7 protein-coding genes and 2 rRNA genes are annotated in these 13,311 nt (G+C 53.7%); 8 read left to right on the top strand and 1 reads right to left on the bottom strand.

All coding sequences use genetic code 11. The features are described 5' to 3' along the window. Window positions 1-7: 7 nt before the first annotated feature. Window positions 8-1,618 (top strand): penicillin-binding transpeptidase domain-containing protein, encoded by a 1,611-nt coding sequence (locus KTE_RS10590; protein WP_201380832.1) that lies wholly within the window; start codon window positions 8-10, stop codon window positions 1,616-1,618. A gap of 520 nt (window positions 1,619-2,138) precedes the next feature. Here the strand turns inward: KTE_RS10590 and KTE_RS10585 are convergent. Then, entirely contained in the window at window positions 2,139-2,606 is a 468-nt protein-coding gene (locus KTE_RS10585) for a Fur family transcriptional regulator (RefSeq protein ID WP_201380830.1), read from the bottom strand. A gap of 370 nt (window positions 2,607-2,976) precedes the next feature. Between KTE_RS10585 and KTE_RS10580 the strand changes: the two genes are divergently transcribed. The 7 genes from KTE_RS10580 to KTE_RS10550 all read left to right on the top strand — a co-directional run bounded on the left by KTE_RS10580 (window position 2,977) and on the right by KTE_RS10550 (window position 13,311). After that, on the top strand, window positions 2,977-3,261 hold the full coding sequence (locus KTE_RS10580) for a hypothetical protein (protein WP_201380828.1): 285 nt from the start codon (window positions 2,977-2,979) through the stop codon (window positions 3,259-3,261). 23 nt (window positions 3,262-3,284) lie between these two features. After that, entirely contained in the window at window positions 3,285-4,163 is an 879-nt protein-coding gene (fdhD, locus tag KTE_RS10575) for a formate dehydrogenase accessory sulfurtransferase FdhD (RefSeq protein WP_201380826.1), read from the top strand. 46 nt (window positions 4,164-4,209) lie between these two features. Continuing rightward, on the top strand, window positions 4,210-5,634 hold the full coding sequence (gene mnmE / locus KTE_RS10570; RefSeq protein ID WP_201380824.1) for a tRNA uridine-5-carboxymethylaminomethyl(34) synthesis GTPase MnmE: 1,425 nt from the start codon (window positions 4,210-4,212) through the stop codon (window positions 5,632-5,634). Between the two features lie 807 nt (window positions 5,635-6,441). Then, window positions 6,442-7,919: ribosomal RNA gene (locus KTE_RS10565) — 16S ribosomal RNA — on the top strand. A gap of 291 nt (window positions 7,920-8,210) precedes the next feature. Further along, window positions 8,211-11,179 (top strand): 23S ribosomal RNA (locus KTE_RS10560). Together the 16S and 23S rRNA genes form the textbook arrangement of a ribosomal RNA operon. Window positions 11,180-11,433: 254 nt before the next feature. After that, the gene (locus KTE_RS10555) at window positions 11,434-12,285 is read left to right on the top strand and encodes an amidohydrolase family protein (protein ID WP_201380822.1); all 852 of its coding nucleotides are present in this window, start codon (window positions 11,434-11,436) and stop codon (window positions 12,283-12,285) included. Window positions 12,286-12,321: 36 nt separating this feature from the next. Then, a complete protein-coding gene (locus tag KTE_RS10550) occupies window positions 12,322-13,311 on the top strand; it encodes an MBL fold metallo-hydrolase (RefSeq protein WP_201380820.1) in 990 nt (329 codons plus the stop codon).

The raw sequence follows: 13,311 nt of genomic DNA, 5'->3' as shown, positions 1-13,311 counted from the left end.
TTATTAGATGAACATAAGCAACGGTATTCGCCGTATCACGCAATTGTTCCTGGTCTTGTTTCTGGCTATGAGCGCAGGCCTGGTGTACTGGCAGGTCGCGGTCGCCGACCAGGTGACCTCCAACCCGCGCAATTTGCGTAGCTGTATGAGTACCAGCGTGCCACAGCGCGGACGCATTTTTGATCGCAACGGCGTCCTTTTGGCCGACTCACAGCCGGATCCAGATGCCTGTGGTGGCTTCGTACGCCATTACTACGAACCCTCGCTCGCGGGCTTGATTGGCTACTATCCCGGGCCATACTTCCTGGCGACCGGACTGGAAGCCAAATTTGACGACTATCTCTCCGGGCGCGTCGGGATGACGTCGTTAGATAACCAGGTAAATAAGACGCTGCACCGCTCGCCTGTGGGCGATGATATCTATCTCACGATAGATGTGCGTATCCAGCGCATTCTGGTCAAGAATTTTGCCCTGCATGCCCCCTTCGATGGCGTCAATTCGTTTCCCACCAATCGTGGCTCTGCTATGGTTATGGATCCCCATACAGGCGAGGTCCTGGCCATATATAGCAGCCCGGGCTATGATCCCAACAAAATGGCGCAGACGCTTACTCATGCCAGCCTCTCCTACTACAACCAGATGGTCAATGATCCAGAGCGACCCCTGGTCTTCCGTCCCACCCAGGGCCAGTATGTACCAGGTTCAACCTATAAAGCCACAACTCTGATGGCGGCTCTTGACTCAGGCACGACCACGTTGGACCGGGTCTATGAGCCAAAATTCACTCATGGTCCTGTTACTCTAGGCCAGCATGTGCTTTCTCCATCGATTAGCAATCTCGATCCCTTTACAAAAAACTATAATGTCTCGACCGGCTATGGCTTCGCGCACTCGGACAATGTCCTTTTCGCCAAGATTGGTGACGATATGGGCGTTGATTCATGGCTGGCGTACAATAAGAAGTTTATGGTGGGGGAGAAAATTCCCTTTGAATTGCCCGTTGCCGTCAGCCGGGTGACCCAGGCCGATGGAACGCTTGATGAGAACCATTTGGTGGATAACGCCTTTGGTCAGGGTGTTGACTTTGTGACCCCCTTCCAGATGGCGATGATCAATAACATCGCCGCTAATGATGGGCAGTTGATGCAGCCCACCGTCTTGAGCAAGGTCGCCACACGCGACAAGGCGCCAGTCAAGACCTTCTCACCTCAGAACCTGGGTGATGCCCAACTCAAACAGACGACGGCCATCGATGTGCGCAAAGCCATGTATGGTGTGGTACAATGCGGCTCTGGCAACAATGATTTTGTGCCCGGTGCCATGCTCTCGACCTCGCGCTGGGGTATTATTGGCAAAACCGGTACCGCCGAGCTTGGTAATGGCAAGCCAGCTCATGGCTGGTTGATTACTCAGGCACCTTACAACTACCAACAGTCCGATAAGATGCCAACTTTGACGATTGTCGCCATGAAAGAGAATGGTGGCGAAGGCGCGGACGCCGTCGGCCCCGTAATTACCGCCACCTATAACGATATCTTTGATCAGGGCCTGGTAAAGGCGGACCTGCCACCCCCTCCACCAGGTGGATACTGCTACACTAACCGCCTACTTCAGTAAATTTTAGGCGAAATAGAACGCTGCTTATGGTGAAATCTACTGTATCAGTTGGTTAGGTGATATGACTAAAGGAGTAGGTGATAAAAGAAGAGCTTATCTCTAAATAAGCGCAGTAAAATGAGCATCATTTTACTGCGCTTATTTTATAACACTACTGACTCAGCTTGCTCTCCTAATTAACACCACGATGCGCGGGTAGGAGAAAGATAAATTTGGTCAACATAGAGATATGCAAGTTTAAGGTCCTGGTGATCGCAGAAGTAAACCGGGCTTCTATTTAAAAAGGTGATATAACCGGACCAGGAATCTGAGCGCAACTCACCTGAATCCCACCCAACCGTAGCGAAACCTGAACTGTTACCATAACAAACCCATCCACCTCCTCGTTCAATAGCAACCTTGTTATAGCTGGGTAAACAAGGGACGGTTGAGTTCATTGGTCGCATCTGCTGTTGAGTACCGTGAGAAGCTGCTTCGGCTGAAAGCCTCTTCTCTCTGTTTAAGATGCGTTGATAAATGGCTAGAGTTGTGATTGAGGATGCTGTTCTTCTTGAGTAAGCTGTTTTAAGCATGCATCACAGTAACCGGAGGCCAGTAGATCAAGGGTAACCTCGTGGAAGCCATACATATGCGCCAGTTTTTCGTGTAGATCTCCCAGGAGAGCCGTATCCAGGTGAATGGTATGTTGACACTGGCGACAGACGAGGTGGTGATGATGAATATGGTCCTGGACCGCCTCATAATAGAGTTGTCCGCCTGGTAAGTGGGCGGAGCGAATCAAGCCCAATTTTTGCAATAGCTCCAGTGTGCGATAGATTGTCGAGAGGCTGACATAGGGATTGCGCTCCTGGACGCGCTGGGCTATTTCCTCGACGCGCAAATGGGCATCGGCATCCTGAATCACACTCAGAATCATATGACGTTGAGGCGTGAGGCGATAGCCACGTTTACGCAACAGTTCGTTGCCCATGCGAACATAATGATGCATAGCAGTTCCCTTACCTGACTTGGACTGGATTCATACTTTGAGCCTATCCTAGCACTCCACACATAAAGCGTCAATGTAGTCGGGTCAAGGTTGGTGGGTGAGAATGGCGGCCATGCGGCCGCCATTCTCACCCACCAACCTTGACCTCGAAGAGTTAATCACCTGTTAAGAGTAGATGGCCGTGTTGGTGGGCGAACGCCCACCAACACGGCCATCTACTCTCTGTGAGCGCCGTAGGCGCGAAAAAGCATATGCGGAACAGAAAAAGACAAGCGTTTATTCTCCTAGTAGAACCTGAAGAAAACGCCAAAAGCAGGTATTCTTAACACCAATAAAGCGTTGATATGCATGCTAGATAGAGAGGAAAGATATGATACACTGGGAGCATAGATATCTTCTGGGAACCATGGTCTTTACTGTCGCGGGCGATGTAGTACGTGACTTCGATGATGAGTACGAGGCCTGGCGCTGGTTGGAGCAGGAGGGATGGGGCCTGGCTGCCATTGAGCCGCCCGATCCTGTGCGCCCGGGAGCCTGCAAATACTATTTTCGCAGACGTGTACGGGAACAGAGCCAGCAGGCACGCATGACCGCGGAATACCAGGCCTTTGATAGCCGGGATACGGAGAAACAGGGGCGCCGCTGGCGTTATTAGTTCCATGAAGAGTGGAGAGAGAAGTGAGTACGCAGCGTGATTTGTGGCGTTCGGAGCTGGATCCAGAGCGCATCGTACAAACAACAGTCAATCACTGGCAGGAGACGGAGCACCATGAGCGCGAAGATGTTCTGGCAGTAGAGGAGCCCTTTGAGGTCCAGATCAATGGCGAGAGCCTGGCCGTGATTATGCGTACTCCTGGACATGATAGAGAGCTGGCCCTGGGCTTTCTCTTTAATGAAGGTATACTCTCTACCACTGATGATATTGAAGGCATTGAAAGCGCGGTAGATAGCGATGGCCTGCCACTGGAGAACGTCATCAATGTGCGTCTATGCCAGCCAGGTAATGCTGCAAGTGAGACCAGTTGTGGCCTGCCAGGTGGCGTAAGTTTTGAGCGCCATTTCGCCGTCTCATCTAGCTGTGGTCTCTGTGGAAAGAACAGCATCGCCTCCCTGTTGCAAGACGCTCCACCTCTAGAGCAAGACACCCTACAAGTTTCTGCCAAGACGTTATATATGCTCGCGCAGGCGTTGCGCGAGCAACAGGCGGTCTTCAGTCATACGGGAGGTCTGCATGCCGCTGGCCTCTTCTCGCTTTGTGGCGAACTTCAGCTCTTGCGCGAAGATATTGGACGGCATAATGCGGTAGACAAATTGATCGGACATGGACTCTTACATAAAGGCTTGCCATATCGCGAGAACCTCCTCCTGGTCAGCGGGCGCACCTCATTTGAAATAATCCAGAAAGCCCTCCAGGCGCGTATCCCCTATGTGATAGCTATCTCAGCTCCCTCAAGCCTGGCTGTTGATCTGGCCGAAAAGAGTAACATGACGCTGGTAGGCTTCTTGCGCGGTCACTCTATGAATATTTACACGCATCCAGAGCGCATTACTCTATAGTTAGGGGCTGCTTGCGAGCGTATGAGGGGTGGGGTATAATCCTGCCATGCAGAACGACACAATTGCCGCTATTGCCACCCCTCAAGGGGTGGGTGGTGTTGGTATTATTCGCGTAAGTGGGAGCGACGCCTTTAGCCTTGTTGCGCCCTTGTTGCGCAGGCCATCCAGGGAAGGTATTCCACCTGTGCCACCAACACATCAGCTTACATATAGAGTAATTATAGATCCAGCGACCCAGGAAATTCTAGACGAGGTCCTGGTCGCCTTTATGCGTGCCCCGCACACGTACACCTGTGAGGATATCGTCGAGATTCAAGGACATGGTGGTCCATTGATCCTCAGACGTATCCTGCGGGCTGTACTGGCTCAGGGGGCACGCATGGCCAACCCTGGTGAGTTCACCTTACGCGCCTTTCTCAATGGGCGACTGGACCTGGCCCAGGCTGAAGCCGTGATGGACCTGATTGGCTCACAGACTGAAGTGGGGCAACGCCTCGCCATGCAGCAACTACGTGGCAAGCTCTCAGACCAGGTGGAGCAGGCGCGTACCTCTATGCTTGGAGCCATCGCGCGCATCGAGGCCAGTATTGATTTTCCGGAAGATGATATTCCTACTCCACAGACCGAAGAGTTGCTCCCTTTTATCGAAGAAGCGCAACGGCAAATCGCCAGGTTGCTGGCCGGCTCTGAGCAGGGACGACTCTATCGCCAGGGACTGCGCACCGCCATTATCGGTCGTCCCAATGTGGGAAAATCGAGTCTGCTCAATGCGTTGCTGAGAATTGAACGCGCCATCGTGACCCCCATTGCCGGTACAACGCGTGATACCGTAGAAGAGATCGCGAACTTACGCGGTATTCCCCTCCACCTGATCGACACGGCGGGCATTACGCCTACCCAGGACCCGGTAGAGCAGCTTGGAGTCCAGCGGAGTCGCCTGGCCGCGGAAACCGCGGATGTCATCCTGCATGTCTTTGATGGCGCAACCGCTTTAACTGAGCAGGATTGGCAGGTGGTTCAAGAGCTGCGAGCCATGGGTTATGGTGAAAAGCGTGAGGGACAGGCAGCCAGGCGTCCGGTAGTCGTTGTCATTAACAAGGCTGATTGTGAGCAGGTAATTGATGTCGCCGCCATCCAGTCTTTCTGGCAGGATGCCTCCCTGGTGCAGACCTCCACACTGACGGGCGAGGGACTGGAGACGCTAGAGAATACGCTGGCCGAACTGGTGCAAGCTGGTAACGTGAGTGGCAATGAGAGCGTTCTCATCACCAGTGCACGCCACCAGGAAGCGTTGCGCAGGGGCGCGGAACACCTGAACGCCGCTATCCTTTCTTTAGGCCAGGAAGTGCCACTGGACTTTGTCTCCATCGATTTAAGAGCTGCCTATGATGCCTTGGGCGAAGTCACAGGCGAGACGGCCAGCGAAGACTTGCTAGACCGTATCTTCAGTGAATTTTGCATTGGCAAATAGCATAACTATTGCTCGTGCCACGAAGAGTAGCTTAGTGGTAGATTCACGTAGTTCGTCGATGTAGGGTCCATGCTGGCATGGACTGCCGAGGCCCGCAGGCCGAACCCGAGCGCAAGCAGATCGCTTCGCTCGCAGTCCATGCCAGCATGGACCCTATAGATATTGTGAATTCACCACTTAGTGTGGTAAAGGAAGGATAGAGCATGAGTAAACTTATAAGAGATCCTAAAGCTACCCTCTTTGTATTGCTTGTCATATGCAGCCTCCTGGCCGCGGGACTGGTTTTCCTCTTCACGGCCTACGCCGGAGCAATGCACTAGAAAAAAACTTTCTTTTCGTTTTTTTGAAATTTTACAAAAACATAAAATTACTCAAAAAAACTATTGACAATGCTGGAAGGCTATGGCATAATACCACATGTCGCCGATACAGAGACGAAAACCTCGACGGTAACGACGTCGAGAAAGTTTCCCAGAAACTAAAGAATCCGGGGATCACGCCTCATTCGATGAGAGAAGATCACTGGTTTCTATAATTGTCTCTAAGGCACAAGTGCAAGCCCATGGGTTTGCCGGGTTGCGGTTCAAGCAAAAGAAGAACGAACCAGAGTACCCTGAACAACTGAAGAGTGGAATGCAGAAGTACAACGGAACTTCGTTGATTGAGCACCGCTCAATCGTGAAGAACACCGTTCCTGTCAATTCTGCGAACAAAGCAATGAAGTAACGACAACGTGCTTCTAGCCTGGACGCAAACTACATGATCATTACAGATACCTGTTGGTGTCTGTGAGATACATTCATCACTTGAATGGCGAGTTTGATCCTGGCTCAGGATAAACGCTGGCGGCGTGCCTAACACATGCAAGTCGAACGCCCTCTCGCAAGAGAGGGAGTGGCGGACGGGTGAGTAACACATGGGTACCTGCCCCGAGGTGAGGAATACCGGCGAGAAATCGCCGACAATACCGCATATGTTCCTCCGGGAACAAAGCTCGCAAGGGCGCCTTGGGATGGGCCTGTGGCCGATTAGCTTGTTGGTGAGGTAAGAGCTCACCAAGGCCACGATCGGTAGCTGGTCTGAGAGGATGGTCAGCCACACTGGGATTGAGAACGGCCCAGACTCCTACGGGGGGCAGCAGTGAGGAATTTTCGTCAATGGGGGCAACCCTGAACGAGCAACGCCGCGTGCAGGAGGACGCTTTTCGGAGTGTAAACTGCTTTTCTTGGGGACGAGCAAGGACGGTACCCAAGGAATAAGCCCCGGCTAACTACGTGCCAGCAGCCGCGGTAATACGTAGGGGGCGAGCGTTGTCCGGAGTTACTGGGCGTAAAGCGCACGCAGGCGGTTTCGTACGTCTGGAGTGACAGTTCCCGGCTCAACTGGGAAAGGTCTTCGGAAACGGCGAGACTTGAGGGCTTCAGAGGGACACGGAATTCCGGGTGGAGTGGTGAAATGCGTAGAGATCCGGAGGAACACCAATGGCGAAGGCAGTGTCCTGGGAAGCATCTGACGCTCAGGTGCGAAAGCTAGGGGAGCGAACAGGATTAGATACCCTGGTAGTCCTAGCCGTAAACGATGACCACTAGGTGTGGGAGGTATCGACCCCTTCCGTGCCGTCGCAAACGCAATAAGTGGTCCGCCTGGGGAGTACGGTCGCAAGATTAAAACTCAAAGGAATTGACGGGGACCCGCACAAGCAGCGGAGCGTGTGGTTTAATTCGATGCAACGCGAAGAACCTTACCAAGTCTTGACATGCAGATGCACCAGCGGTAATGCGCTGTCCCTTCGGGGCGTTTGCACAGGTGCTGCATGGCTGTCGTCAGCTCGTGTCGTGAGATGTTGGGTTAAGTCCCGCAACGAGCGCAACCCCTACTGCCTATTACAACTTCTAGGCGGAACTGCCCTCACGGGAGGAAGGCGGGGATGACGTCAAGTCAGCACGGCCCTTACGACTTGGGCGACACACACGCTACAATGGCCAGAAACAAAGGGATGCCAACCCGCGAGGGGGAGCCAAGCTCAAAAACCTGGTCTCAGTTCAGATTGCAGGCTGAAACTCGCCTGCATGAAGGTGGAGTTGCTAGTAACCGTAGGTCAGCACACTACGGTGAATACGTTCCCGGGTCTTGTACACACCGCCCGTCACACCACGAAAGTCGGCAACACCTGAAGCCGCCAGGCTAACTCTTCGGAGAGGCAGGCGTCGAGGGTGGGGTCGGTGATTGGGGTGAAGTCGTAACAAGGTAGCTGTACCGGAAGGTGCGGCTGGATCACCTCCTTTCTAGGGAGTCATCAGTATCCTCGTGATACTGCACTCTCAGGTCGAACAGGAACGACCTGTCCGTTGATACCCTGCTTCCACTCTTGAGCGGTTCGGCCGCTGGTTTTTTCCAGTTCCGAAGCCCGCATTGTACCTGAACAACCAAAGAAGTATCCTTCAATTTTGCTGAGCGAGCACGTTGGCATGCAAGTGTTCAACCGTGACGTGAGTCATATCACGCTCGTGACAGTGAAGAGAGAAGACCGAGATCCCATACAACAAGGGTTAACACAAGAAGAAGCAGACAAGGCAGAACAAGCGAAACAGAGTACGAGGTGGATGCCTTGGCGCTGAAGACCGATGAAGGACGCGGAGACCGGCGAAACATTCAGGGGGAGCTGCATCCAAGCGATGAGCCCTGAGAATCCGAATGGGGCAACCCCTCCAGAGTCATGTCTGGAGACCTATCGCTGAACACATAGGCGATATGGAGGATCGTGGGTGAACTGAAACATCTCAGTAGCCTGCGTAAGAGAAATCAACCGAGATTCCCGTAGTAGTGGCGAGCGAACCGGGAGGAGCCCAAACCATCTATTCCTCGTGAATAGGCGGGGTTGTAGGACTTCCATCAGCACACTTTTCCTTACTCGAAGGCATTGGAACGTGCCACCAGAGGGGGTGAGAGTCCCGTAGAGGACGAGGAGAAGGGTGTGGGGAGGATCCTGAGTACCACGAGACACGTGCAATCTTGTGGGAAGCTGGGGGGACCACCCTCCAAGGCTAAAGAACTTCAGCGACCGATAGCGAACAAGTACCGTGAGGGAAAGGTGAAAAGTACCCCGAGAGGGGGATGAAAGAGTCCCTGAAACCACGTACTCACAAGCAGTCAGAGGCCACTGTTCCATGAGGAACCAAGGGCTGATGGCGTGCCTTTTGTAGAATGATCCGGCGAGTGCATCGCACGTTGCAGGTTAACCAGCGCTAAAGCTGGGGAGCCAGAGGGCAACCGAGTCTCAAACAGGCGTGTATGTAGCGGCGATGCGACCCGAAACCGTGTGAGCTACCCATGAGCAGAGTGAAGCGGATGTAACAGTCCGTCGAGGCTCGAACCCACCAGTGTTGCAAAACTGGGGGATGACTTGTGGGTAGGGGTGAAATGCTAATCGAACACGGAGATAGCTGGTTCTCCCCGAAATGTATTGAGGTACAGCCGCGACCAAGAGCGTGGTGGAGGTAGAGCACTGGATAGGCTAGGGGCCCTGTGCGGGTTACCAACCCTACTCAAACTCCGAATGCCACTACGTGTTTATCGCGAGTGAGACGGCGGGGGCTAAGCTTCGTCGTCAAAAGGGAAACAGCCCAGACCATCGGCTAAGGTCTCCAAATCGATGCTCAGTGTCAAAGGGGGTCAATGCGCCCAAACAGCCAGGATGTTGGCTTAGAAGCAGCCATCATTTAAAGAGTGCGTAATAGCTCACTGGTCGAGTGCAATGGCACCGACAACGTATCGAGGCTTAAGCATCGTACCGAAGCCGTGGAATACAGCTTTTCGCTGTATTGGTAGGGGAGCGTTCTCGACGCCTGAGAAGCCAGACCGCAAGGACTGGTGGAGGTAAGAGAAGTGAGAATGCCGGAATGAGTAGCGTAATGTCTGCGAGAACCAGACACACCGAATGCCTGAGGGTTCCTGGGCAACGTCAATCGTCCCAGGGTGAGTCGGGCCCTAAGCCGAGGGCGTCATGCCGTAGGCGATGGAAAGCAGGTCAGAGAATCCTGCACCGGAACGTTTCGTTATGAGCAATGGGGGGACGCGGTAGGGAAGGTGAGCCGATCGAATGGACAGGATCGGTGCCTCTGTTGAAGCGCGTGACCGAGGAAAATCCCGGTTGCATTATGCGTAACACTGAGGCCGAGCGCCCGCGAGGGTGCGGAAGTCATTGGTCCCCAGGCCGTCAAGAAAAGCCTCTCGCCAGAAACTGTTCCGCCCGTACCGCAAACCGACACTGGTAGGCAGGGGGAAATCTCCCCAGGTGATCGAGCGACCCTCTGTTAAGGAACTCGGCAAATTAACCCCGTACCTTTGGAAGAAGGGGTGCCTGCGTAGCTGTCGCTCTTCGGAGCGGTGGTGAGAAGGTTGCAAGAAATCGGCTCAAGCGACTGTTTACCAAAAACACAGGTCTCTGCGAACGCGAAAGCGGAAGTATAGGGGCTGACTCCTGCCCAGTGCCGGAAGGTTACGAGGAGTGGTGTGCGTAGCCACGAATCTAAGCCCCGGTGAACGGCGGCCGTAACTATAACGGTCCTAAGGTAGCGAAATTCCTTGTCGGGTAAGTTCCGACCCGCACGAAAGGAGTAACGACTTGAGCGCTGTCTCGACAGAGGACTCGGCGAAATTGAAGTACCCGTGAAGATACGGGTTACCCACGACAGGACAAAAAGACCCCGTGGAGCTTTACTACAGTTTGGCCTGGAAACGAAGTATGGTGTGCGTAGCATAGGTGGGAGCTTAAGAACTCATCCTTGTGGGGGTGAGGGAGGCAGCAGTGAAATACCACTCTCACCATGGTTTGTGTCTCACACGTCACCGTGATCCGGGACGTGAACAGGGCCAGATGGGTAGTTTGACTGGGGCGGTCGCCTCCCAAAGAGTAACGGAGGCGCCCAAAGGTTCCCTCAGGGTGGATGGACATCACCCTCTGTAGAGTGTAAAGGCACAAGGGAGCTTGACTGTAAGGCGTACAGGCCGAGCAGGGACGAAAGTCGGGCTTAGTGATCCCACATTCCCGTGTGGAAGGAGTGTGGCTCAACGGATAAAAGCTACCCCGGGGATAACAGGCTTATCTTGCCCAAGAGTTCACATCGACGGCAAGGTTTGGCACCTCGATGTCGGCTCGTCGCATCCTGGGGCTGGAGTAGGTCCCAAGGGTTGGGCTGTTCGCCCATGAAAGCGGCACGCGAGCTGGGTTCAGAACGTCGCGAGACAGTTCGGTCTCTATCCGTCGTGGGCGTCGGAAAAGTGAGGGGAGTCATCTTCAGTACGAGAGGACCGAGATGGCTTGACCGCTAGTGCGCCAGTTGGGGGCCTCCTCCAGAGCTGGGTAGCTACGTCAAGAAGGGATAAGCGCTGAAAGCATCTAAGCGCGAAGCCGACCCGAAGATAACTTTTCCCACTCTCTTGGAAGAGTCAAGATCCCAGGAAGAAGACCTGGTGGATAGGCTGCGCGTGGACGCCTGGTAACAGGTGGAGCGGAGCAGTACTAATGATCGTACGGCTTGTTTCCCAACTGTTTCTTCGCAAAATGTGGTGAGTCCTTGTGGTGTGAGTGAGAGCGGTCTAGGATCGGATCTGAGCACGAGTGAGAGGGCGAGCGGCACGGGGAGCAGGAGCAGGCCAGCGTGGCTCAGCAAAATTGAGGGAGTACTTCTTTGGCAGGTAACATCAGAACGAAAAAGGGTTCGCAGTGGAAGAATGATGCTGCGAACCCTTTTTTTGCTTGTCCTCAAATTCCCGATTCCATGTCATAGAGCTAAAACCATGATTATTGATATTCATACCCATATCTTTCCTCCTCATATTTGCGCTCAGCGAGCTTTGTACTGTGAGCGCGATCCCTGGTTTAATGAGCTGTACGCGAACCCTCGCGCTCGGATGGCCACCGCTGAAGATTTAATCGCTGAGATGGATGCTTCAGGTGTAGATGTCTCAGTCGCCTTCTCCTTTGGCTGGAGTGATCCCGGCTTGATTGAAGAGGCAAATAGCTACGTTATCGAGGCTATGCAGCGGTATCCCGGGCGGATCTATGGCATGGCTGTGATACAACCCACCTCTGGCTTACGAGCTGTGCGTGAACTAGAGCGATGCGCGGCGGTTGGGATGCTTGGTTTGGGCGAGCTGATGCCGCATGGACAAGGCTATCGTCTCAGTGATATTACCCTGCTGACTCCTCTGCTTGAGGTTGTGCGCCACTATCAGCTACTGGTGCTCTCGCATTGTAGCGAGCCTGTTGGCCATCTCTACCCTGGGAAGGGTGATGTCTCTGTGCAGGATGTACTTACTTTCCTCACGGCTTTTCCAGATGTGCGCTTTATTGCCGCTCACTGGGGTGGCGGTTTGCCTTTTTATGCCCTTATGCCAGAAATAGAGCGCGCCACAGCCAATGTATGGTATGATACAGCCGCAACCATCTATCTCTACCGTCCCGCGATTTTTAAGGCGGCGGTCAATATGGTTGGCGCTGAGCGTATTCTCTTTGCCAGCGACTATGGACTTCTGGGCCAGCGGCGAGTGATGAAGCATATTCAGGCGAGCGGCCTGAACGAGGCTGAGTTACAACTTATTCTGGGCGAGAATGCGCGACGCTTGCTGCGCCTACAAGCGGCTGAATAAACTATTTCTTCTGAAGGATAACAAGGTAGCAGATATATGCGTGTGGTTTCGTTAGGTAGTAGTAGTAGTGGAAATTCCCTCTATGTCGAGGCCGGGCCAGGAGGGCGTACCAGGCTGCTGGTAGATGCTGGCCTGGGAGTACGTGTACTTCAAGCTCGTTTACGCTCGCTCGGCGTCGACCTCTCTCAGTTGCGCGGCGTACTGGTAACCCATGAGCATAGCGACCACGTACTGGCTCTTCCTGCGCTGCTTCGCCGCTACCAGGTGCCTGTAATCACAAATGAAGAGACCTTCGCGGCTATTGAGCAAGGCCTGGCAGCTGGCGCGTGGCGCTCAGACTCAGGCAAACTGGTGGTATCTCCAACTGAGGCAGAGGGGGATGTGGTTATTCAAGAACAGAGCGAGACAACGCTGGTTCAGGAGCAGTCTGGTGTAGAGATTGTGACCAGGATTCAGGAGTCTACCCTCGTCTATCGCCCGGTGAACAATGTGCCAGCCCTGATCCTGCCCACAGGCAAAACGACTACTGTGGGGGATATCGAGGTGACCTCTTTTCCTATCTTGCACGATGCTGTTGCTCCCTGTGGATATCTCTTGAGCGTGGGCGGTTGTCGTCTCTGTGTCGTGACAGATACGGGTGAGGTGACTCCTGAGATGCTCTCTATGATGGCGCAGGCGGATTTGTTGGTGCTGGAGTCCAATCATGATCGCCAACGCCTCTTACGCGGCCCCTATCCGCAAAGGCTGAAGCAGCGTATCATCAGTTCAACGGGGCATCTCTCAAATGACCAGGCCGCGAATGCTGTTCTGAAAACGTGGCGTCCAGATAGTATACGCTGGCTCTGGTTAGGCCACTTAAGCAAGACCAACAATACACCCTCACTGGCCCTGACCAGCATGCGCGAACGACTGCAAAGTGCTGGCGCGAATCTCTCACAACTTCATATCACAGTCCTGCCACCCGGAATGGGAGGCATCTGGGACTCCACCCAACTCTGGCATGCTCCTTCGCTCTGGGATCTCTAG

It is taken from the genome of Ktedonobacter sp. SOSP1-85, assembly GCF_016587415.1.
In the GTDB taxonomy this organism is placed as follows: Bacteria; Chloroflexota; Ktedonobacteria; order Ktedonobacterales; family Ktedonobacteraceae; genus Ktedonobacter.
Note: the sequence above shows the minus strand (reverse complement) of the source record. Positions and strands in the feature narration are given on the sequence as shown.